The following is a 21994-nucleotide window of genomic DNA, read 5'->3' on the forward strand; positions in this document are numbered from 1 at the left end:
CAACGGAGGAGACATCATGACCCAGACCAGACGCAGCCTCGTCATCGCCGCGCTCGGCGGCCTGCTTGCCGTCAGCCCCGCCTTCGCCCAGGAGCCGGCGGGCAAGCTCGTGCTCTACACCTCGCAGCCGGAGAAGGACGCGGCGCAGACCACGGCCGCCTTCAAGAAGGCCTATCCCAAGGTCGAGGTCGAAATCTTCCGCTCCGGCACCACGGAAGTGATGGGCAAGCTCGCGGCCGAGATCTCGGCCGGCCAGCCGCGCGCCGACGTGCTGCTGATCGCCGATGCGGCGAGCATGGAGATCCTGAAGAAGGACGGCCGCCTGCTCGCCTATGCCGGAGCCAAGGTCGACGGGCTGCAGCCCGGCTCCTTCGACGCCGACAAGACCTATTTCGGCTCGAAGCTGATCACCACCGGCATCGCCGTCAACACCGGCGCCAAGACCCGGCCGACCTCGTGGAACGATCTCGGCAATCCCGAGCTGAAGGGCCAGATCTCGATGCCGAGCCCGCTCTATTCGGGCGCTGCCGCTATCATGCTCTCGACAATGACGGCGCGTCCCGACCTCGGCTGGAAGCTGTTCGAGCAGCTCAAGGCCAACGAGGCCGTCGCTGTGCGCGGCAACGGCGCCGTGCTGCGCGCCGTCGCCAGCGGCGAGAAGACCTATGGCGTGCTGGTCGATTTCATGGCCTTCAACGCCAAGGCCCAGGGCTCGCCGGTCGAGTTCATCTTCCCGAAGGAAGGAGCCCCGGCGGTGACCGAGCCGGTCGCGATCCTGAAGACGACCAAGAACGAGGCGGCTTCGAAGGCTTTCGTCGACTTCATCCTCTCGGATGAGGGCCAGAAGCTCGCGCTCGCCATGGGCTACATCCCGGCCAAGCCGAGCGTCGGCTCGCCGTCCTGGCTGCCGGCCGGCACCAAGATCAACGTCATGGCCTCTGACATCGCGGCCGTGGTCAAGGCGACCGAGGCGGACAAGGCCCGTTTCGCCACCATGTTCGGCAACTGAGACCGGCTCCATGTCCTTAGCGGATGCTGCCACGACGCGTACGCGCGTCGTGGAGACCGGTCTCCTCTGGGGACTCGTCCTGCTCGTCGCCGTGCTGTCCCTGCTGCCGATCGGGCGGCTGGTCTTCGAGGGGCTGGCGCCGGGCGGCGCGCTCTCGACCTCCTCGCTCGGCAAGGTCCTCGCCAGCCAGGCGACCTGGACGGCGACCGCCAACAGTCTCGTCACGGCGATCGCCGGGACCGTGCTCGCCGTGCTGCTCGGCGGCACGGTGGCGCTGCTGACGACGCTGACCGACATCCGCGCCCGCAACGCCTTCACCTTCTGCTTCGTGCTGCCGCTGATGATCGCGCCGCAGGTCACGGCGCTGGCCTGGCTGCAGCTCTTCGGCCCCTCCAGCACGCTGCTCAAGCTGATCGGCATGGCGCCGCCGCTCGGCAGCAAGAACCCGCTCTATTCGCGCGAAGGCATCATCCTGCTGCTCGGGCTGCAATACGCCCCGCTGGTCTTCCTGACCCTGCGCGCCGGCTTGCGCGCCTTGCCGAAGGAGCTGATCGAGGCGGGCCTTGCCGCCGGGGCGAGCCCGCTCACCGTTCTGCGCACCGTCGTGCTGCCCCTGATGACGCCGCCGCTGATTGCCGGCATCGCGCTCTGCTTCGTCTCGAGCCTCGGCAATTTCGGCATTCCCGCCTTTCTCGGCATTCCCGGCAATTTCCTGGTGCTGCCGACCTTGATCTACCAGCGCCTCGCCGGGCTCGGCCCGGGCGTGCTCTCGGAGGTCGCGATCCTGTCGCTGCTGATCGGCCTCATCGCCATGGTCGGCATCCTCTTGCAGGACTACATGCTGCGCCGACGCGACTTTCGGATCACCACCACCTCCAGCGCGGCACGGCCCTTCGAGCTCGGGCGCTGGCGCACCCCGGTCGAGATCCTGCTCTGGACCGTCGCCATCCTGATCCTGGCGCTGCCCTTCCTCGGCCTGATCACGACATCGCTGATCCCGGCCTTCGGCGTGCCGCTGAATGCGAAAACCGCGACGCTCGCCAACTATGCCTATGTGCTGCTCGAGCACGCCGCCTCGAAGCGCGCTTTCGTCAACAGTTTCCTGATGTCGGGCGCGGCGGCGATCCTGATCGTCGTGATCTGCGTGCCGCTCGCCTATTTCATCGTCTGGAAGAAGTCGCGGCTCTTACGCCTGCTCAACGTCGCCGCCGAGCTGCCCTATGCGATGCCGGGCGTCGTCCTTGCCATCGCCGCGATCCTGCTCTTCCTGAAGCCGCTGCCGCTGCTCGGCGTCTCGCTCTACAACACGATCTGGATCATCGTCTTCGCCTATCTCGCGCGCTTCCTGGTGCTCGGCCTGCGCCCGATCATCAGCGGCTATCTGCAGCTCGACCGGACGCTGGAGGAGGCCGCGCAGATCGCCGGCGCCGGGCTTGTGCGCCGGCTCGTCACGATCATCTTCCCGCTGGTCGCGCCGGCTGCGGTGGCGGGCGCGCTGCTGATCTTCCTCACCGCCTTCAACGAGCTCACCGTTTCCGCGCTGCTCTGGTCGTCGGGCACGGAGACGCTCGGCGTGGTGGTGTTCTCCTTCGAGCAGGGCGGCGACTCGACCTATGCCTCGGCGCTGGCGGCGGTGACGGTCCTGGTCACCATCGGGCTGATGCTCTCGACCCTGCTCTTCGCCAAGAAACTGCCACAGGGAGTGCTGCCGTGGCGCGACTGAAGATCGACCGGGCCCGCAAATATTTCGGGTCCTACACCGCGCTCGACGATGTCTCGATCGATGTCGAGGATGGCGAGTTCATCGCCGTGCTCGGCCCGTCCGGCTGCGGCAAGACCACGCTGCTGCGCCAGATCGCCGGCTTCGACAAGCTCGATGGCGGCGAGATCACAATCGGCGACCGGCTGCTCTCCTCGCCCGAGCGGCATGTGCCGCCCGAGCATCGCAAGCTCGGCATCGTCTTCCAGTCCTATGCGCTCTGGCCGCATATGAGCGTGGCGGAAAACGTCGCCTATGGCCTGACCGTCGCCGGCGTACGCGATCCCGAGCGCGCAAGGCGCGTCGCCGCGGCGCTCGATCTCGTCGGCCTCACCGGCTTTGCCGAACGGCGCCCGGGCCTGCTTTCGGGCGGCCAGCGCCAGCGCGTCGCTTTGGCGCGCTGCCTCGTCACCGAGCCCTCGCTGGTGCTGCTGGACGAGCCGCTCGCCAATCTCGACGTGCATCTGCGCGCCTCGATGGAGGAGGAGTTCTCGCGCTTCCACGAGCGCACCGGCACGACCATGGTCTACATCACCCATGATCAGGCCGAGGCGATGGCGCTGGCCGACCGGATCGCGGTGATGGATCGCGGCCGGCTGCTCCAGCTCGCCAGCCCCTCGCTGCTCTATCGCGAGCCGGCGAACACGACGGTGGCGGGCTTCATCGGCGAGGGCATGGTGCTGCCGGCGCGGCTGCTTTCGAAGCCGGAAGCCGGCCATTGCAAGGTCGATGTGCTCGGCGTCGAGGCGGTGATGCGCTGCCGCTCCGACCAGGCTGCAAGCGCGCAAGCCAAGATCTGCCTGCGGGCGCGCGATTTTTCGATCGCTCAGGACGAAGGCGGCCTCGCCGCGCGCGTCGAGCGCCTCTCCTATCAGGGCGGCTATTTCCGGATGGAGGTGCGCCCGCTCGCAAGCGAGGAAACGGTGCTGCATCTCGACGCGCCGGAGCCGGCGCCGGCGGCCCCCGGCGAGACGATCCGCCTCAGCATCAGGGATGGCTGGGTCATTCCGGAGGCGGATCTGGCGGCATGAAGATCAGGATTCACGGCGGCGTCGGCGAGAAGGGCCGCACCTGCATCGGCGTCGAACATGGCTCGACGCGGCTTCTGCTCGATGTCGGCGTCGACACCAGCGCGCCGCGCGGGCCGGGCTATTATCCGGCGATTTCGCCGGAGGAGCTGGCCGCCACCGAGGCGATCATCGTCACCCATGCGCATGAGGACCATGTCGGCGCACTCGGCTGGTGCCTCGCCAACGGGTTTTCCGGCCGGGTCCTAATGACGGCGGAAGCCGCCTCCGAGACCGATGCGACGCTGCTGGCCTATGCCACGGCCGAGGAGCGGGCGCTTGCGCAGACGGCGAAGATCGAGACCATCGAGGCCGGCAAGCCCTTCCGGCTCGGCCGAATCGCGATCGAGACCGGACGCAGCGGCCATGTCGTCGGCGGGGTCTGGTGCCATCTGACCGCAGACGGTCGCCGGCTCGGCTATTGCGGCGATGTCGTGCCGGCGAGCCCGGTCTTCGCAATGGACAGGATGCCGCCCAGCGACCTCTTCCTGCTCGACGCCTCCTATGGCGAGGACCGCGTGCCGGCCTGGGAGCGTGGTCTCGCCGTGACGCGCTGGCTCGAGGCACATCCCGGCGGCGCGGTGCTACCGACGCCTCTTTCCGGCCGCTCCGTCGAGCTGATAGCGCTGATCGACAGCCCGATCGCGATCCATCCCTCGATGCAGGCGTCGCTGGCGCAGCAGATCGCCGCCGGCTCATGGCTCGCGCCGGGCATTGCCGACGAGTTGTCGCGCAAGCTCGCAGGCGCGCTGCTCTGGCGCGAGGGCGAGACGCTGCCGAAGGCCGCGCTGCTCTGCCATGACGGAATGGGGCTCGCCGGCCCCTCGGCGGCTGCACTGGCGCAGGCGCAGGCGGAACGAAAGCCCGTGCTTCTGACCGGGCACGTGCCGAAGGGCAGCCCGGGCGATGCCATGCTGGCGGCGGGCAAGGCGCAATGGCTGCGCTTCCCGACCCATCCGACCCTGCCCGAGAATGCCGCGCTCGCCGCCGCCAATGGCGCGCCGGTGGTGCTGGCCCACTCCTGCGACGCCGCCACGGCGCGTGCGCTGGCCCGCACCATTCCGGGCCTCAACCCTGCGCCCAAGCCGGGCGACATCATCGAGATCTGAGGCTGAACCATGCGTATCCTGATCGCCAATGACGACGGCATCGACGCGCCGGGCATCGCCCTGCTGCGCCGGGCCGCTGCGCGCCTCTGGTCCGACATCTGGGTCGTTGCGCCAGAGCGCAAATGGACGGCGGCGAGCCACCATCTCTCCTTCGACCGCGATCTCGTGCTGACGCGGCGCGAGAACCAGGTCTACGCGCTCTCCGGCACGCCGGCCGATTGCGTCGTCGGCGCCATGACCGTGCTGTTCGCCGATGGCGGCCGGCCGGACCTCCTGCTCTCGGGCGTCAATCACGGCCGCAACACCGGCGAGGACGCGGCCTATTCCGGCACGCTCTCGATCGCCCGCGAGGCCTGCTTCTGGGGCGTTCCGGCGATCGGCCTGTCGCGGGTCAAGGAGGGCGGCTATGGCGAAGAAGACGTCGCGGCGCTCGCGGCCCTGCTCGCCAGCCTCTGGGCGCGGCGCGGGCAATGGGCGCGCGAGGGCGCCTGGCTCAGCGTCAACCTGCCGAAGACCTTGCCGGCCGAGATCGGTCTGGCGCGGATCGGCCGCGACAAGATTGCCGGCGCCGCCGATATCGTCGATGACGATCCCGCGCGCACGGTCTGGCGGATCAGGCGTGGCCGGCCGCAAAGCAGCCAGCCCGGCGACGAAAATTCACTGATCGACGCCGGCAAGATCGCGATCGTCCGGCATTGCTGGACGGACGGCGCACCGCTCGACGCGGCCCTGGCACGGGATCTCAATGCGGAGCTCGGCCAGGGCTAGCTCCAGACGAAGTCAGCGGGGCGCTGCCGCCTTTGCGTCGACCGGCGCCTCGGCCGGCACCGGCTCCGGGGCAAGGTCGTCATCGTCGAGAATGCGCCAGCCCGGCCCTTCCAGATCGCTGTACTGGCCTGTGCGCATGTTCCAGAAGAAGGCGGCGAGCCCGGTCAGGCCCAGCGCCAGGGCGAGCGGCATCAGCACGACCAGGATGTTCATGCGGAGCCCTCCCGAACGACGGCAGCCGGCTGGCGGCCGGCGCGCAAGGCGTTGAGCGTCACGACCAGCGACGAGCCCGACATCGCCACCGCCGCGACCAGCGGGGTGGCGAAACCGGCGATCGCGATCGGTACGGCCACGGCGTTGTAGAGCACCGCGAACCAGAGGTTCTGCACCATCAGCCGGCGCGCCTTGCGCGCGATGCGCAGGCTCGCGGCGACCGGCGCCAGCTCCTCGCCGAGGAAGACGATATCGGCCGAGGCCTGCGCCAGCTGGGTCGCGCTGATCGGCGACATCGAGGCATGGGCCCTCGCCAGCGCCGGGGCGTCGTTCAGCCCGTCGCCCACCATCAGCGTCCTGCGGCCGGCGGCGGCGAGGCGCTCGAGTTCGGCGATCTTCTCGTCCGGCCGCTGCCCGGCCTTGAACTCCGCGATCCCCAGGGCCTCGGCGAGCGGCACCACGGCCTCGGCCCGGTCGCCGGAGAGGATGACGACGTCGAGGCCGAGCGTCCGCAGATCGCGGATGCTCGCCGCGGCGTCGGGCCGCAAATGCTGGTCGACGGCGAAGACGGCGCAACGCGCCCCATGGCGCCAGGCGATCAGCGAAGCGGCAGGGTAGGCGGCCGACACGGCCATGGCTTCAGCTTCCGCTCCACAGAAGGCGACGCTGCCGAGGCGCATCTCGACATCGTCGACCGTGGCGCTGAGCCCGAGCCCATGATGCTCGCGCACTGTCTCGAGCGGCCGCGGCTCCCCCGCCGCCATGGCGATCGGCCGGGCCAGCGGGTGGCGGCTCGCCGCGGCGAGCGCTCCGGCGGCGGCGAGCACGTCCGGCGCGATCGCCGCCAGATTGCTCAAACCGGGTTCTGGCAGGGTCAGCGTTCCCGTCTTGTCGAACACCACGGTGTCGACCTCTGCCAGGCGTTCGAGCGCGTCTCCCTGCTTCAGCATGACCTTGCGCTTGAACAGCGCCGCCGCCGAGACGACCTGCACCGCGGGGATCGCTAGGCCGAGCGCACAGGGGCAGGTGATGATCAGGACGGTGATGGCGATGATCAGCGCCTGGTGCCAGGCGAGGCCGAAGAGCATCCAGCCCAGGAAGGTCGCGAGCGCGGTCGCGTGCACGACGGGGGCGTAGAGCCTCGCCGCGCGGTCGGAGAGTCGGACATAGCGCGAGCGGCTCTCGACGGCCTGGGCCATCAGCCGGTCGATCTCGGAGAGCAGCGTCCCGGCTCCCGCAGCCTCGACCCGGATCGTCAGCGCGCCCGAGAGATTGAGCGTGCCGGCATGGACGCGCTCGCCAACGGCGACCGAGGCCGGCGCGGTCTCGCCGGTGACCAGGCTCTGGTCGAGCTCGGAGGCGCCGGCCTCGACCAGGCCGTCGACGCTGACCCGCTCGCCCGGTCGCACCAGCACGAGATCGCCCGGCGCGATCGCGGCGATCGGCACGATGACGCTGCTGCCATCGGCGCCGAGCCGCGTCGCGGTCTCCGCCTTGAGCGCCGCGAGATTGCCGGCGAGATCGCGGGTGCGCCGGCGCATCAGCTGGTCGAGATAGCGCCCGATCAGGAGGAAGAAGATCAGCATCACCACGCCGTCGAAATAGGCGTGCTCGCCATGGTTCAGCGTGACGATGACTGACATGCCCAGCGCCAGCACGATGCCGAGCATGATCGGCACGTCCATGTTGACGGCCCCGGCCTGCAGCGCCCGCAGCGCGCTCTCGAAGAAGGGCCGGCCGGCATAGGCCGCGGTCGGCAGCGCGATCAGCGCCGAGACCCAGTGGAAGAAGTCGCGCGTGACCGGGTTGATGTCGTTGGCGTTGCCGGACCAGACCGAGACCGACAACAGCATGATGTTCATCGAGGCGAAGCCTGCGACGCCGAGATAGCGCAGCAGCCGCTTGTCCTCCTGCTGCGCCGCCTCGCGCTCATGCGCCGGCAGGAACGGATAGGCCTTGAAGCCGAGTGCGGCGAGGCTGGCGACGATGGCTTCGGGCCGGAGCGCCCCTTCGCGCCATTCGACGGTGACGCGCTTGAGGGCGAGATTGACCCGCGCGTTCAGGATGCCGGTCTCGCGGGCGAGGCCGCGCTCGATCGCATGCATGCAGCCGGCGCAGCGCATGCCGTCGACGGCGAGCTCCATGCCGGCGACACCACCGGTGCCATGCCGCACGAAGATCGAGAGGTCCTGGCCGTCAGCCATGGCTCAATCCTTCAGCATCACGCGGCTGCGGGTATCGAAGACGGCGGCGGCGTCCCGCTGGGCGCTGAGCACCAGCGTCCAGGCTCCGGCCGGCAGGTCCAAAAGCCGGGCCTGGTAGTGCCCGGGCGCGATCTCGGCGAGCTCGACCTGCCGGTCGCTGCCGCGCCGCGCCGGATGCTCCAGCCTGACATCGACGGAGAGCCCGGCGACCGGCTGCCCGGACTTGTCCGCGAAGGTCACGGCCACGACCTCGGCGCCGCCCTCCCGCCGCAGATCGGCGTCGACATGCCAGCCGCGCTCGTTCTGCGCCCGCATGCGGGCGATCTCCTGGTTGAAGCGCTGGCTGGTCTCGTAGGCGCTCCTGACGTCGACGCCCGGCATGGTCCGGATCGCGATCGTCATCATCACCCCGTTGACGCCCGCGACCACGGCGAAGAAGCCGATCATCGCGAAGAGCACGAAGCGGCCGCTGAGCCTGAAGGGCGCGCGCGGCGCCGGCGGCGGCGCTGGCAGGTCGATCGGCATGGCAAAGCCTCCGCAGCAGGACATGGAGCTCTCGCTAGGACAGGAAGGGGAAAGCCTCGGAACGAAGATTTCGCATGGTTCCTGCCCGTACACTTTGATCCCGATCAGATCGGGCCTCGGGCGGGCGCCATTTGCGCGCCCGCCAGAGAAATCCGGCTTAGAGAATTTCCGCGATTCCCTGAATCTCGGAAATTCTCTATCTCTTTGTTTTATCGCGTTTTCTTCACGCTAAGCGGTATTCACTTCGCTCGAAAACGCTCTACGGCGCCATGAAGTGATCCTCGGCCCGCACGACCTCGCCGGCGAAGAGATCCGAGGCGGTGATGGTGACCGGCTGCGACTTGTCGAGATGGACATCCGCCGGAACCGTGACCAGGACGCGGACCTCGCGCGAGCTGTCGGGCTCGACCGTCACGACCGGCCGCAGATCGGCGGTCGCCGCCGAGCCGACCGCCTCGATGCGCGCGCCCGCCGGCCCCGATACCGTCAGCGCGAAGGGCCGCGATTCCGGCCGCTTGTTGAGCAGGCGGACGGTGTAGCTGTTGCGGATCGAGCCGTCGCTGAGCTTGACGAACAGCGGCGAGCGCTCGTGCAGGACCGAGATGTCGGCCATCTTGCGCGTCGCGAGCTGGTAGACCATCGCCCCACCGACCACCAGGATCAGGCCGGCATAGGTCAGGGTGCGCGCGCGCAGCGGCCGATAGACCGGCTTCTGGCCGGCCTGCCGGCGATTGACGTTGTCGTCGGTATCGTAGGCGATGAGCCCCGCGGGATAGCCGACCTTAGTCATCACCGTGTTGCAGGCGTCGATGCAAAGCCCGCACTGGATGCAGTCCATCTGCGCGCCGTCGCGAATGTCGATGCCGGTCGGGCAGACCGCGACGCACTGGTTGCAGTCGATGCAGTCGCCGGCCGGCGCACCGGTGCTGCGCAGGCGCTGGGCCTGCTTGACCGAGACGCGCGGCTCGCCGCGGTCATAGCGATAGGTGACGTTGAGCGCGTCGTCGTCGGTCAGTGCCGCCTGGATCCGCGGCCAGGGGCACATATAGGTGCAGACCTGCTCGCGCATGATCCCGGCGAGCGAATAGGTGGTGAAGGTCAGGATCGCGATCCAGACATAGGCCGAGAGCGGGGCGGTGAAGGTCGCAAGTTCCTTCACCAGCGTCGGCGCATCGGCGAAATAGAGCACCCAGGCGCCGCCGGTCCACCAGGCGATCACCAGCCAGACCGCGTGCTTGGCGGTCTTGCGCCAGGCCTTGTCAAAGGACCAGGACGCCTCGTCGCGCTTGATCCGCTCGCGCCGGTCGCCCTCGAAGAAGCGCTCGACGGCGAGGAAGAGATCGGTCCAGACCGTCTGCGGGCAGAGATAGCCGCACCAGACCCGGCCGGCGACGGCATTCATCAGGAACAGCACGAAGGCTGCCAGGATCAGCAGCCCCGTGAAGTAGTAGACCTCCTGCGGCCAGATCTCGATGAAGAAGAAGTAGAAGCGGTTATTGGCGATGTCGGCCAGTACCGCCTGGTTGGGCAGGTTGGGGCCGCGGTCCCAACGCAGGAAGGGCAGCAGGTAGTAGATGCCGAGGCAGAGGACGAGGATGATCCACTTCGCCCTCCGATAGGGGCCGGAGACGCTCTGCGGATAGACCTTCTTCGAGGGAGCGAAGAGGGGCAGATCGTCTGCGTCGGCAGTCGACATGTTATTGGCCTCCGCCGAGCGAGTGCACGTAGACGGTCAGCGCCTTGATCGTCGTGGCGTCGAGCCGCTGCTGCCAAGCCGGCATCACGCCGTTGCGGCTGTTGGTGATGGTCTCGGTCAGCGACGCCATGTCCATGCCGTAGAGCGAGATCGCGTCGGTCAGGTCGGGCGCGCCCATCTCGCGATTGCCCTTGCCTTGGTCGCCATGGCAGGCGGCGCAGTTATCGGCATAGAGCTTGGCGCCGCCGGCGAGATCGGCCTTCGGCTCGGTCGACAGGCCGGCGATCGACCGGACATGGTTGGCGACGGCGCGGATCTGGGCGGCGTCGAGCATCTTATCGCGGCCGAAGGCCGGCATCTGGCTGACGCGCGTATCGGGATCGCCGGCGAAGCGGATGCCGTGCTCCAGCGTCTTCTGGATCTCGGCGAACGAGCCGCCCCAGAGCCAGTCGTCGTCGTTGAGGTTCGGATAGCCCTTGGCCCCGCCGCCGCCGACGCCGTGGCAGGCGGCGCAATTGTCGCCGAAGGCGGCCTTGCCCTGCGCCATGGCGATGCGGAACAGTTCCGGATCGGCCTTGATCTGCTCGAAGGAGGCTTCCGTCAGCGCCTTGGACTGGGCCGCGCGCTCCTGCTTCAGCAGCGCCATGTCCTGCGCGATGTCGATGCGCGAGGCATAGCCGATCACGCCGCGGGTCACGTCGGTCACCAGCGGCCAGGCCGGGTAGACGATCCAGTAGCCGATCGACCAGATGATCGTGGCGTAGAAGATGCCGAGCCACCAGCGCGGCAGCGGCGTGTTCAGCTCCTGGATGCCGTCCCAGTCATGGCCGGTGGTCGACTGGCCGGTGGCGGCGTCGAACTGCGGTGTGTTCTTGTCCTGCTCGGCCATGGTTCAGTCCTCCCGCAGGGGGGTGCGGGCCGCTTCTTCGAAGCGCGCGCGGTTGCTCGGCCAGAGGGCGTAGGCGCAGATCGCCAGGAACACGCCCATGAAGTAGAGGACGCCGGTCGACTGGGCGAATTGAGCGAGCCAGGTGTAGGTCGATGTCGTCATGGCGGTGCTCACCGGATGTTGGCCTTGTCGTCGTAGAGCTTGAAGTCGACCAGCGTGCCGAGCACCTGCAGATAGGCGATCAGGGCATCGGCCTCGCTGATCTTCTGGGCGTCGCCGTCGAAGTCGCGGATCTGCGCCTTCGGGTAGCGCTTCTCCAGTTCGGCGGCGCGCGGATGGTCAGGCGTCGCCTGCGCCTCGAGATCGCGCTTCGCGTCCTCGATCATCTCGTCGGTGTAGGGGACGCCGCTGGCGCGGTTGGCGCGCAGATGATTGGCGATGTCGTTGTAGTTGAGCTCGGTCTTCGCCAGGAAGGGATAGCCCGGCATGATCGACTGCGGCACGAGATCGCGCGGCCGATTGAGATGGGCGAGCTGCCATTCGTCCGAGTACTTGCCGCCGACGCGGGCGAGATCGGGCCCGGTCCGCTTCGAGCCCCACTGGAAGGGCTTGTCGTACATGCTCTCGGCCGCGAGCGAGTAGTGCCCGTAGCGCTCGATCTCGTCGCGCAGCGGCCGGATCATCTGGCTGTGGCAGTTGTAGCAGCCCTCGCGGACGTAGATCGCGCGGCCGGCAAGCTCCAGCGGCGTGTAGGGCCGCATGCCCTCGACCTTCTCGATCGTGTTGCGCAGGTAGAACAGCGGCGCGATCTCGATCAGACCGCCGATCGAGATCACGATCAGCACCCCGATCACCAGGATGATCGAATTGGTCTCGAAGATCTTGTGCTTCGACCACAGCGACTGGCGCGGCGCCTGCTTGGGGGCGTCGAGGCTCGACATGGGACAGGTTCCTTACTGGGCGGGGACGAGCTGCGGATCGGGCGCGTGCTCGCGCTGCGGCGCGCCGCTCCTCACCGTCATCCAGAGGTTGAAGGCCATGATCAGCGCGCCGGCGAGGAAGAGGCCGCCGCCCATCGCGCGGATCACGTAGTAGGGCTTCATCGCCGCGACCGTCTCGATGAAGGAGTATTCGAGGAAGCCGAGCGAGGTGTAGGCCCGCCACATCAGGCCCTGCATGATCCCCGACACCCACATCGCCGAAATGTAGAGCACGATGCCGAGCGTCGAGATCCAGAAGTGCCAGTTCACCAGCTTGAGCGAATACAGCTCCTTGCGGTTCCACAGCCAAGGCACGAGGCAGTAGATCGCGCCGAAGGAGATGTAGGCGACCCAGCCGAGCGCGCCGGAATGGACGTGGCCGATGGTCCAGTCGGTGTAGTGCGAGAGCCCGTTCACCGCCTTGATCGACATCAGCGGGCCTTCGAAGGTCGACATGCCGTAGAAGGCGAGCGAGACCACCATCATCCGCAGGACCGGATCGGTGCGCAGCTTGTCCCAGGCGCCCGACAGTGTCATCAGCCCGTTGATCATGCCGCCCCAGGAGGGCATCCACAGCATGATCGAGAAGGTCATGCCGAGCGTCTGCGCCCAGTCCGGCAGCGCGGTGTAGTGCAGATGGTGCGGGCCGGCCCAGATGTAGAGGAAGATCAGCGCCCAGAAGTGGATGATCGAGAGCCGGTAGCTGTAGACCGGGCGCTCGGCCCGCTTCGGCACGAAATAATACATCAGCGCCAGGAAGCCGGCGGTCAGGAAGAAGCCGACCGCGTTATGGCCGTACCACCACTGGAACATCGCGTCCTGCACGCCCGACCAGAGGCCGTAGGACTTCGGCGACAGGATCGAGACCGGCCAGGCGACGTTGTTGCCGATATGCAGGACGGCGATGGTCAGGATGAAGCCGAGATAGAACCAGTTCGCCACATAGATGTGTGGCTCCTTGCGCTTGGCGAGCGTGCCAAGGAAGATCAGGAGATAGACGACCCAGACCGCGGTCAGCCAGAGATCGGCATACCATTCCGGCTCGGCGTATTCCTTGCTCTGGGTGATGCCGAGCAGGTAGCCGGTGCCGGCGATGACGATGAAGAGGTTGTAGCCGAGCACCACGAACCAGGGCGAGAGATCGCCGGCGAGGCGGGCATGGCTGGTGCGCTGGACCACGTAGAACGAGGTGCCGATCAGCACGTTGCCGCCGAAGGCGAAGATCACCGCCGAGGTGTGCAGCGGCCGCAAGCGGCCGAAATTGATCCAGGGCAGGTCGAAGTTGAGATCGGGGAAGGCGAGCTGCAGGGCGATGATCAGCCCGACCGTGAAGCCGGCGATGCCCCAGACCATTGCGGCGACGGTCGCGAACTTGACCGGCTCCATATTGTAGTTCGGCCGGCCGCCGATCTCCTGCGGCGCCGGCACCTGGCCGGGCCGGAAGCAGCGGTTTGCGATCAGGAACACGGACCCCAGCGCCGCCAGCGCACCGAGGGCCGCATGGAAAGCGTAGCCACGGTCTTCGGTCATGGCAGCGATCAGGATCAGCGGCAGCACGGACGCGGCCGCGAGCACCATCCCGCCTATCTCCCCCACCGTGGCCCGCCGGATCGGATAGCCCATCGCCGCCATGCGACACCCCTTTATCTCGCTGCAGCGCAACACAGGCGCCTCCTGCCGAGGGGTTACCCGTCCGTGCGAGACTTGGCCTTGATGCAGATCAACTGCTTCTGAAGAGCGGGAAGAGCGTGGCGATCGAGGGAGAAAGCCGCCCCGACGTCAGTGGTCGCACGGGCGTTTTGCGCCGCAGCAAGCAGCGCACGCAAAGCTGCGCCCGACACCCCGCGCAGAGACGCGGCGAGCCAGGCGATTAGGCCACGGCTGGTTCGGATGCTCAGGCCGCAGCGAGGCTCGTCATGCCCTCGATGTCGAGCAGGCGCACCCCGTCCGGCACGATCAGGATCTTGCGGTTCCTGGCCAGCTTGCTGAAGGTCCGGCTGACTGTCTCGATCGTCAGCCCGAGGAAATCGGCGATGTCCTGGCGGCTCATCGGCAGCTCGATCGTCGTCGTGGAACGCCCTAGCCTCGCCCAGCGCTCGCGCATGGTCAGCAGGAAGCAGACCAGCCGCTCCTCGGCATTGCGTCGGCCGAGCAGCAGCATCTGCTCCTGGGCCAGGGTTAGTTCATGCGTGGCGTAGTCGTGCAGCCGCCGCAGCAGATGCGGCTTGGCGTCGACCAGCGCCGAATAGGCCGAACGCGGGAAGGCGCAGGCGGTGACGGTCTCGATCGCATCGGCGGAGAAGCCGAAGGCATCGCGCATCGCCAGGCCGAGAAAGTCGCCCGGCAGGGCAAAGCCGACGATCTGCCGGCGCCCGTCGGGCAGGAGCTTGTAGAGCCGCACCGCGCCGCCGGTGAGATTGTACACGGCCTCGGCCGGTTGGCCCTGAACGAAGAGCGTTTCCTTGGCGCCGAAAGTCACCGGATGGGCCAGCGCGTCGAGCAAGGCAAGCTCGTCCGAGGCCAGGCAAGCGCAGATGCTCATCGGGCGAATGCCGCAAGTCTGGCATCCCGCCTTCTGGGGGCGTTGCTGGGCACAGGCCAAAATACTGCAATCCACGGCGTCTCACCTCGCTGCGACCCGCATCGCGGTGCCGCCGAAACCGGAAGGAGCCATGCATCAAAGCGTAGGTATGTAATTGATCCTGATCAATGCGGACGGGTTGCCGCACCTGTCCTCTCCGTCGGCCCCTGGGAGGAAAGGGACAAGGTGAGCGACGACATCCTGCAAGCAAGACGGATCACGCCTGTGGAAGCCGGCCGGGCCTATCAGCTCGTCTCGATGTTCCATCCCGACGTAAGCAAGGCGCAGTGGACGCGCTATCTGCGCTCCTATGCCGGCAAGGATGGCCGCCGCGGCCTCGTCGTTCTCGAAGATGCGCGCGGCTGCGTCCATGCGATCTTCGCCTTCTGCGTGCTGCGCTCCCTGCGCGACGAGGCGACCTTGCAGATCACCGAGCTCGCCACCGCCCGCCTGCCCGGCTCGGTGCCGACACGGGCGCTGATGCGCTTCGCCAACGCGCTGGCGGCCGAACTCGGCCTGCCGTCGGTCCTGCTCGATCTCGAACCGGTCTCGATCGCAACCTTCGACGATCGCAGCCTCGCCCGCACCGGCTATGCCCTCGATCGGGTCACGCTGCGGGCGAACTCTGCCGGCTGACCGTACGCGCCCGAGCAGCTCAGCCGCTCGCGCCATCGACTCAGTTCATCACAAGATAGTTCGTACACGAACAATTTTAGATCCGCTGCGCGACGGCATTCGCGCTTGCCAGACGCCATTATGGCCCCGATGCTGGCCCCGTTGCTGCATGTCGATTCCGGCGGTGCGCCCTGCGCCGGCCCAAAGGAGCTTTTTGCATCGATCCAAGGCCATATCGCACGCGATATGGCGTAGATGCCCTATGCGCCGGGCCAAACCGGCCGCTCAAAATCCGCTCCGACGGCCGTCATTTTATGGGCGCTTACCCGCTTGACAAGGTTTCTGCATGCTGAGATCGTTATTTGTATACAAATGAAAATTTGGAAGCATGCCGGAACGGTAACAATCGCGGGCATGGGCTTGATCGGGAGAGAGGCATGACGGGTTTCTTTGGTATCCGCCAATTCGCGGCGGCCGCGGTGGCGGTGATGTCCCTGCAGGCACCGGTGCGTGCGGAGGAGATTTCCGTGACGCAGTGGGGCGCGAGCCTTTATGGCGCACCCTATGCGGTCGCGATGGAAAAGGGCCTGTTCAAGCAGGCCGGCATCGACATCACCGGCATCATCGGCTCCGGCGGCGGCGGCACCACGGTGCGCAACATCCTGGCCAGCGCGACGCCCTATGGCGAGGTCGCAGTCTCCGCGGCGCTCGCCGCCAAGGCCCAGGGCCTCGACCTGATCATCGTCAACACCGGCACGCGCAGCGTCGCCGAGGCTTCGATGGTCACCATGCCGAATTCGGAGGTGAAAAGCGTCGAGGACCTCGTCGGCAAGAAGATCGCGATCACCTCGCCGAAATCCGTTTCCGAAATGCTCTTCCTGATGGTGCTGAAAGAGAAGGGCATCGACCAGAGCAAGGTCCAGCGCGTCGCGGCCGGTGGCTACGTCCCCGCTCTGACCATGCTCGAGCAGGGCGCGATCGTCGGCTCGGTCCTGATCGAGCCGCTCTCGATCATCCGCAAGGACAAATACCGCACCGTCTACAAGGCCGGCGACATCCTGAAGCCGATGACCACCTCGGTCGGCATCACCACCCGCAAGTTCGCGCAGGAGAATCCGGACAAGCTCAAGGCGATCATCGCGGGCCGCCGCGCCGGCGTGCAGGCGATCTACAAGGACCCCGCCGAGACCGCCAAGATCATCGAGAAGCTCTACAAGCTCGAGCCCGCCGTCGCCAAGGAAGCCGTCGACAACATGATCGGCCCGAAGATGTGGAGCGAGGGCGAGTTCAACGTCACCGAGCTCAACCGCATGGTCGAGGGCCTGAAGCTGATCGGCGAGGTCAAGAACGACGTCGACTGGTCGACGATCCTCGACAAGTCCTTCCTGCCTGCCGACCTGCAGGCCAAGCAATGAGCGCGGCAGCAACGGGCGCCAAGGTCGTGACACTCAAACAGCCCGCGCCCGCTGAAGCCCATGCGACGCTGCGCGGCGTCACACGGATCTTCCAGCTGCCGAAATCGACGCTGCATGCGCTGGGACCGATCGACCTCGACCTCGCCAAGGGCGAATTCTTCTCGGTCGTCGGCCCTTCCGGCTGCGGCAAGTCGACCTTGCTCGACATTCTTGCGGGGCTGAGCGCCCCGCAGGCCGGCACGGCGCATTTCGAGGGCAAGCCGGTCAACGGCGTTCCCGACGGGGTCGGCGTCGTCTTCCAGGAGGACGCCTCCTTCCCCTGGCTCAATGTCCGCGACAACGTCGCCTTCGGGCTCCGGCGCGCCGGGGTCGACCCGGCCGAGATCAAGCGCCGCGTCGACTACGCCATCGGCTTCATGGGGCTGAAGGATTTCGCGGCCTCGTTTCCGGCCCAGCTCTCCGGCGGCATGCGCCAGCGGGTCTGCATCGCCCGGACTCTCGTCATGCAGCCGAGGCTGATCCTGCTCGACGAGCCCTTCGGCGCGCTCGACCAGCAGACGCGCCTGCTGATGGGCGACGAGTTGCTGCGGCTCTGGCGCGAGACTTCGGCGACGGTGCTGTTGATCACCCACGCGCTCGACGAGGCGGCGATGCTGTCCGACCGGGTCGGCGTGATGTCGACCAGGCCGGGTACCTTCATCGACTTCGTCGAGACCGGCTGGGAGCGCGACCGCGACAGCCGCGTGGTCTCGACGCCGCATTTCGGCGACATCACCGCCCGGCTCTGGGAGAAGCTGCGCATCGAAGCGCTGAAGATCATGTCCGCCGGGAAGAGCTGAGCCATGTCGGAAAAATGGCTGCGCCTGATCGTCGTCGCGACGATGATCCTCGCGGTGGAGCTGCTCTGCCGGGTCGGCGTCATCCCTCGCATGGTGATGCTCGCCCCCTCGCAGATGGTGGTCGAGCTCGTCGAGATCCTGCGCACCGGCCAGTTCTCGGCCGATATCAGGACGACCTTCACCAACATCGCCATCTCGACCGCGCTCTCGATCCTGCTCGGCTTCGTGGCGGGCCTGATCATCTACTCGCTGCCGGCCCTGCGTGACGCGCTCGAGCCGCTGCTCGCGAGCTACTATGCCGTCCCGACCTTCGTCTTCTATCCGATCTTCATCACGCTCTTCGGCGTCGGCTCCGCCTCGATCATCGCGATCGCCGTGCTGCTGGCCGTCGTCTCGATGATCACCGCGACGCTAAACGGGCTCGACCGGATCCCGCGTGTGCTGCGCAAGACCGCGCAGATCTACCGGATGTCGCGGGCCAAGACGGCGCTCCTCGTCGAGCTTCCGGCGACGCTGCCCTATCTCTTCACCGGCGTGAAGCTCTCGGTCGCCTACTCCTTCATCGGGGTGATCGCCTCGGAGTTCATCCTCTCCGGCGCCGGCATCGGCTACGCCATCGCCTACGCCTACAACCTGTTCGAGAACGGGCACATGTACGCGCTGATCCTGCTCGTGCTGGTGACCGTCACCATCGTCAACACGATCCTCAACATGATCGACCGGCGCCTCCAGGCGCGCCGCCAGCGGTGAGGTGACGCCATGCCCAAACTCGCCGGCACTCTCATCGTCCTTTTGACCTTCATCCTGCTCTGGCAGGGCTTCCATCTGCTCGTCGGCGCCTCCGCCATCGCCTCGCCGCTGCAGACCGTCGTCAAGCTCGGCGCCCTGCTCGGCACCGGCGAGTTCTGGGTGAACATCAGCGAGACGATGCGGGCCTTCGTCGCCGCCTTCGCCCTCTCGCTGCTCGGCGGCATCAGCCTCGGCATCGTACTTGGCGTCCGCAAGCTCGCCGGCAACGTCGCAGAGCCGATCCTGACGACGCTCTATTCGATCCCCAAGGTCGTGCTCTATCCCCTGGTGCTGCTCTGCTTCGGCCTCGGCATCTCCGCCAAGATCGCCTTCGGCGTGATGCATGGGCTGATCCCGATCACCCTGTTCTCGATGAACGCGATCCGGCAGATGAAGCCGGTCTATCGCCGGACCTCGCAGGTGATGCGGCTCTCGCCTTCGCAATCCGCCTTCACCGTGATCCTGCCGGCGATCCTGCCGGAGATCATCTCGGGCGTGCGCCTCGGCTTCTCGCTGACGCTGCTCGGCGTGCTGATCGGCGAGATGTTCGCCTCGCAGCGCGGCCTCGGCTTCATGCTGACCAGCGCCATCAATATCGGCCAGATCGACACGATCATGGCGATCGCGCTCCTGCTGACCGTATTCGCGGTGAGCTGCAACAGCCTGATGATGCTGTTCAACCGCCAGCTGACGCATCGCTGAGCCAGCCCTGGCGGCGGCAGCGATCAAGCTCCGACACCACGGAACCTCCTCATCCCGGGCGCCGAAAGGCGACCCGGGTTTCTTCTGTTTCGGGCCCTGCCCTTCTTTCTCTGAAGGCCCTGCGTATGCCCCAGACCGCTGCGACCCGGGGACAAGCCAAAAGGGGCCGGAGCCTTGAAAAGGCGCTGGGCCCAGCACGAACGAAAACGGCCGGCCCGTGGATTTGGGCCGGCCGTCCGATTCTTGACTGGGTTTCGAGGCGGCGGGCTCAGCGCTCGACGAAGGCCCGCTCGATCACATAGTCGCCTGCCTCGCCATGGTTGCCCTCTTCCATGCCGTGCGACTCGAAGATCTGCTTGAGATCGACCAGCATCTGCGGGCTGCCGCAGAGCATGAAGCGGTCGCTGGCGGGATCGAGCGGCCCCTGGCCGATATCCTCGAAGAGCTGGCCGGAGGTGAGCAGGTCGGTGATGCGGCCGCGATTGCGGAAGGGCTCGCGCGTCACCGTCGGATAGTAGATCAGCTGGTCGCGGATCATCTCGCCGAGGAACTCGTCATTCGGCAGGTGCTGCGTGATCTGCTCGCCATAGGCGAGCTCGGCGACCTGCCGGCAGCCATGCACCAGCACCACCTTCTCGTAGCGCTCATAGGTCTCGGGATCGCGGATCAGCGACAGGAAGGGCGCGAGCCCCGTCCCGGTGCCGAGCAGGAACAGCCGCTTGCCATCCTTGAGGTTGTCGAGCACCAGCGTGCCCGTCGCCTTCTTGCCGATGATGATCGGGTCGCCGACCTGGAGGTTCTGCAGGCGCGAGGTCAGCGGCCCGTCCGGCACCTTGATCGAGAAGAACTCGAGGTTCTCGTCGTAATTGGTGCTGACCACGCTGTAGGCGCGCAGGAGCGGCTTTTCGTTCACCTTGATGCCGATCATCGTGAACTGGCCGTTCTTGAAGCGGAACGTCGTGTCGCGGGTCGTCGTGAAGCTGAAGAGCGTGTCCGTCCAGTGGTGGACGCTGAGCACGCGCTCCTCGTAGAAATTGCTCATCTCGTAGATCCCTGGATAGTCTAGCGAAAAAGCAGATTATTGGACGCCGTCATTCGCTTATCACGTCGCGGCGCGTTCGGAAAGCAGGTCGATTTTGTCCGGTATTCCCTTCCACGCATCGGCATCGGAAGGCGGCTCGCCCTTCTCGGTAATGTTCGGCCAGAGCGGCGCCAGCCTGGCATTGAGGGCGAGCCACTCGGCTGCGCCCTCGGCGTTGTCGGCCACGATCGCCTCGGCCGGGCATTCCGGCTCGCAGACGCCGCAGTCGATGCACTCGTCGGGATGGATGACGAGCATGTTCTCGCCTTCATAGAAGCAGTCCACCGGACAGACTTCGACGCAATCCATGTATTTGCAGCGGATGCAGGCGCTAGTCACTGCGAAGGCCATGCGGGATCCTTGCCGCTTGACAGGCTGGGAAGGCGGGTGCAAAACTTGTTCGTACACAAACGATATGCCGCCTTCGATCGCACTTGTCAATCGGGTTCGGGACGGAGAGGATATCCAGGGCTTCAGAGGGCGGAACGAGATGGCTGAACTGCAGACGGCGACGGTCGGCGCCAACCACAAGCTGGTGATCAAGAACATCGGCTTGATGCTCTCGGGCGACATCGAGCGCCCGATCCTGGACGCCGACACGCTTATCGCCATCGGCGGCAGGATCGCCGCGATCGGCCGCTTCAAGGACCTCGACACCGACCAGGCCGACACCGTCATCGACGCCCATGGCACCGTGCTCTCGCCCGGCCTGATCGACAGCCATGTCCACCCCGTCGCCGGCGACTGGACGCCGCGCCAGAACCAGCTCGGCTGGATCGACTCGACCATGCATGGCGGCGTCACCACCATGATCTCGGCCGGCGAGGTCCACACCCCCGGCCGTCCCAAGGACATTGTCGGCCTGAAGGCGATGGCGATCTATGCGCAGCGCGCCTTCACCGCCTTCCGGCCCGGCGGCGTCAAGATCCATGCCGGCGCGCCGGTGATCGAGCCCGGCATGGTCGAGCAGGACTTCAAGGACCTGGCCGATGCCGGCGTGAAGCTGCTCGGCGAAGTCGGCCTCGGCGGCGTCAAGGACGGCGCTCGCGCCAAGGAGATGGTGGCCTGGGCCCGCAAATACGGCATCCAGTCGACGATCCACACCGGCGGCCCCTCGATCCCCGGTTCCGGCCTGATCGGCGCCGATGTCGTGCTCGAGGCCGACACCGATGTCGTAGGCCACATCAATGGCGGCCATACCGCCTTGCCCGACAAGGAAATCCGCTGCATCTGCGAGGGCTGCAAGCGCGGCCTTGAGCTCGTCCATAACGGCAATGAGCGCGCTGCGCTCTACACGCTGCGCGTCGCCCGCGAGATGGGCGAGATGAACCGCGTCATCCTTGGCACCGACGGCCCGGCCGGCTCCGGCGTCCAGCCGCTCGGCATCGTCCGCATGGTCTCGATGCTGTCTTCGCTCGGCGACGTCCCGGCCGAGGTGGCGTTCTGCTTCGCCACCGGTAACACCGCCCGCATGCGCAGCCTCGATTGCGGCTTGATTGAGGTCGGGCGCAGCGCCGATTTCGTCTTCATGGACAAGGCCCAGCATTCCGCCGGCAGGAACTTCCTCGACTCGATCCAGCTCGGCGACCTGCCCGGCATCGGCATGATTGTGATCGACGGCATCGTGCGCAGCGGCATCAGCCGCAACACCCCGCCGGCCGAGAAGATCCCCTCCGTCCAGCACTGAGCGGTCCCCGCTCCGTCCCGTCATGGTCGGCCTTATGCCGACCACCCACGTCTTCGCTTCCGTCGG

22 protein-coding genes are annotated in these 21994 nt (G+C 67.0%); 11 read left to right on the top strand and 11 right to left on the bottom strand.

What is annotated here, in order from left to right:
- The first annotated feature begins 16 nt into the window (after positions 1 to 16).
- From RKE40_RS15795 to RKE40_RS15815, 5 genes are read left to right on the top strand one after another with little or no spacing between them, the layout of a single operon-like run.
- Positions 17 to 1009: an ABC transporter substrate-binding protein gene (locus tag RKE40_RS15795; RefSeq protein ID WP_316019187.1), complete on the top strand. Its 993-nt coding sequence runs from the start codon at positions 17 to 19 to the stop codon at positions 1007 to 1009.
- 10 nt (positions 1010 to 1019) lie between these two features.
- Positions 1020 to 2732, top strand: coding sequence for an ABC transporter permease (locus RKE40_RS15800; RefSeq protein WP_316019188.1), 1713 nt, complete (start codon positions 1020 to 1022; stop codon positions 2730 to 2732).
- A complete protein-coding gene (locus tag RKE40_RS15805; RefSeq protein WP_316019189.1) occupies positions 2720 to 3799 on the top strand; it encodes an ABC transporter ATP-binding protein in 1080 nt (359 codons plus the stop codon). Before RKE40_RS15800 ends, RKE40_RS15805 begins: the two co-directional genes overlap by 13 nt.
- Positions 3796 to 4944, top strand: a complete 1149-nt coding sequence (locus RKE40_RS15810; protein ID WP_316019190.1) for an MBL fold metallo-hydrolase — start codon at positions 3796 to 3798, stop codon at positions 4942 to 4944. Before RKE40_RS15805 ends, RKE40_RS15810 begins: the two co-directional genes overlap by 4 nt.
- Before the next feature lie 9 nt (positions 4945 to 4953).
- Positions 4954 to 5712: a 5'/3'-nucleotidase SurE gene (locus RKE40_RS15815; RefSeq protein WP_316019191.1), complete on the top strand. Its 759-nt coding sequence runs from the start codon at positions 4954 to 4956 to the stop codon at positions 5710 to 5712.
- Positions 5713 to 5724: 12 nt separating this feature from the next.
- Here RKE40_RS15815 and ccoS read toward each other — a convergent pair whose 3' ends face one another.
- From ccoS to RKE40_RS15860, 9 genes are all read right to left on the bottom strand, one after another.
- Positions 5725 to 5925, bottom strand: coding sequence for a cbb3-type cytochrome oxidase assembly protein CcoS (gene ccoS, locus RKE40_RS15820; RefSeq protein ID WP_316019192.1), 201 nt, complete (start codon positions 5923 to 5925; stop codon positions 5725 to 5727).
- Positions 5922 to 8129, bottom strand: coding sequence for a heavy metal translocating P-type ATPase (locus RKE40_RS15825; protein ID WP_316019193.1), 2208 nt, complete (start codon positions 8127 to 8129; stop codon positions 5922 to 5924). Before RKE40_RS15825 ends, ccoS begins: the two co-directional genes overlap by 4 nt.
- 3 nt (positions 8130 to 8132) lie before the next feature.
- Positions 8133 to 8654: a FixH family protein gene (locus RKE40_RS15830; protein ID WP_316019194.1), complete on the bottom strand. Its 522-nt coding sequence runs from the start codon at positions 8652 to 8654 to the stop codon at positions 8133 to 8135.
- A 259-nt stretch (positions 8655 to 8913) separates the two neighbouring features.
- On the bottom strand, positions 8914 to 10350 hold the full coding sequence (gene ccoG, locus RKE40_RS15835; RefSeq protein WP_316019195.1) for a cytochrome c oxidase accessory protein CcoG: 1437 nt from the start codon (positions 10348 to 10350) through the stop codon (positions 8914 to 8916).
- Position 10351: 1 nt separating this feature from the next.
- On the bottom strand, positions 10352 to 11239 hold the full coding sequence (ccoP, locus tag RKE40_RS15840) for a cytochrome-c oxidase, cbb3-type subunit III (RefSeq protein ID WP_316019196.1): 888 nt from the start codon (positions 11237 to 11239) through the stop codon (positions 10352 to 10354).
- Positions 11240 to 11242: 3 nt separating this feature from the next.
- Entirely contained in the window at positions 11243 to 11401 is a 159-nt protein-coding gene (locus tag RKE40_RS15845; protein ID WP_066479469.1) for a cbb3-type cytochrome oxidase subunit 3, read from the bottom strand.
- An 8-nt stretch (positions 11402 to 11409) separates the two neighbouring features.
- Positions 11410 to 12180 (bottom strand): cytochrome-c oxidase, cbb3-type subunit II, encoded by a 771-nt coding sequence (gene ccoO, locus RKE40_RS15850; protein WP_316019197.1) that lies wholly within the window; start codon positions 12178 to 12180, stop codon positions 11410 to 11412.
- A 12-nt stretch (positions 12181 to 12192) separates the two neighbouring features.
- Positions 12193 to 13851: a cytochrome-c oxidase, cbb3-type subunit I gene (ccoN, locus tag RKE40_RS15855; RefSeq protein ID WP_390893392.1), complete on the bottom strand. Its 1659-nt coding sequence runs from the start codon at positions 13849 to 13851 to the stop codon at positions 12193 to 12195.
- A gap of 262 nt (positions 13852 to 14113) precedes the next feature.
- Positions 14114 to 14761, bottom strand: a complete 648-nt coding sequence (locus RKE40_RS15860; RefSeq protein WP_316019199.1) for a helix-turn-helix domain-containing protein — start codon at positions 14759 to 14761, stop codon at positions 14114 to 14116.
- Positions 14762 to 14986: 225 nt separating this feature from the next.
- Here RKE40_RS15860 and RKE40_RS15865 point away from each other — a divergent pair, with 225 nt between their 5' ends.
- The 5 genes from RKE40_RS15865 (at position 14987) to RKE40_RS15885 (ending at position 19160) form a co-directional block, all read left to right on the top strand.
- Positions 14987 to 15436 carry a hypothetical protein gene (locus RKE40_RS15865; RefSeq protein WP_316019200.1) on the top strand — a complete coding sequence of 150 codons (450 nt, stop codon included), beginning with the start codon at positions 14987 to 14989 and terminating at the stop codon, positions 15434 to 15436.
- Between the two features lie 416 nt (positions 15437 to 15852).
- Positions 15853 to 16830, top strand: a complete 978-nt coding sequence (locus tag RKE40_RS15870; RefSeq protein WP_316019201.1) for an ABC transporter substrate-binding protein — start codon at positions 15853 to 15855, stop codon at positions 16828 to 16830.
- Positions 16827 to 17669 (top strand): ABC transporter ATP-binding protein, encoded by an 843-nt coding sequence (locus tag RKE40_RS15875; RefSeq protein WP_316019202.1) that lies wholly within the window; start codon positions 16827 to 16829, stop codon positions 17667 to 17669. Before RKE40_RS15870 ends, RKE40_RS15875 begins: the two co-directional genes overlap by 4 nt.
- 3 nt (positions 17670 to 17672) lie before the next feature.
- The gene (locus RKE40_RS15880) at positions 17673 to 18419 is read left to right on the top strand and encodes an ABC transporter permease (RefSeq protein ID WP_316019203.1); all 747 of its coding nucleotides are present in this window, start codon (positions 17673 to 17675) and stop codon (positions 18417 to 18419) included.
- 9 nt (positions 18420 to 18428) lie between these two features.
- Positions 18429 to 19160 (top strand): ABC transporter permease, encoded by a 732-nt coding sequence (locus RKE40_RS15885; RefSeq protein ID WP_316019204.1) that lies wholly within the window; start codon positions 18429 to 18431, stop codon positions 19158 to 19160.
- Between the two features lie 268 nt (positions 19161 to 19428).
- On the opposite strand, the gene RKE40_RS15890 is transcribed toward RKE40_RS15885, so the two are convergent.
- Together RKE40_RS15890 and fdxA are read right to left on the bottom strand one after the other, a co-directional pair.
- Positions 19429 to 20202 (bottom strand): ferredoxin--NADP reductase, encoded by a 774-nt coding sequence (locus tag RKE40_RS15890; protein WP_316019205.1) that lies wholly within the window; start codon positions 20200 to 20202, stop codon positions 19429 to 19431.
- A gap of 60 nt (positions 20203 to 20262) precedes the next feature.
- Positions 20263 to 20592, bottom strand: a complete 330-nt coding sequence (fdxA, locus tag RKE40_RS15895; RefSeq protein WP_066479450.1) for a ferredoxin FdxA — start codon at positions 20590 to 20592, stop codon at positions 20263 to 20265.
- Positions 20593 to 20731: 139 nt separating this feature from the next.
- On the opposite strand from fdxA, the gene RKE40_RS15900 reads away from it, so the two are divergent.
- A complete protein-coding gene (locus RKE40_RS15900) occupies positions 20732 to 21928 on the top strand; it encodes an amidohydrolase family protein (RefSeq protein WP_316019206.1) in 1197 nt (398 codons plus the stop codon).
- Positions 21929 to 21994: the final 66 nt, after the last annotated feature.

It is taken from the genome of Allobosea rubneri (genome assembly GCF_032464875.1).
Classification (GTDB): domain Bacteria; phylum Pseudomonadota; class Alphaproteobacteria; order Rhizobiales; family Beijerinckiaceae; genus Allobosea; species Allobosea rubneri.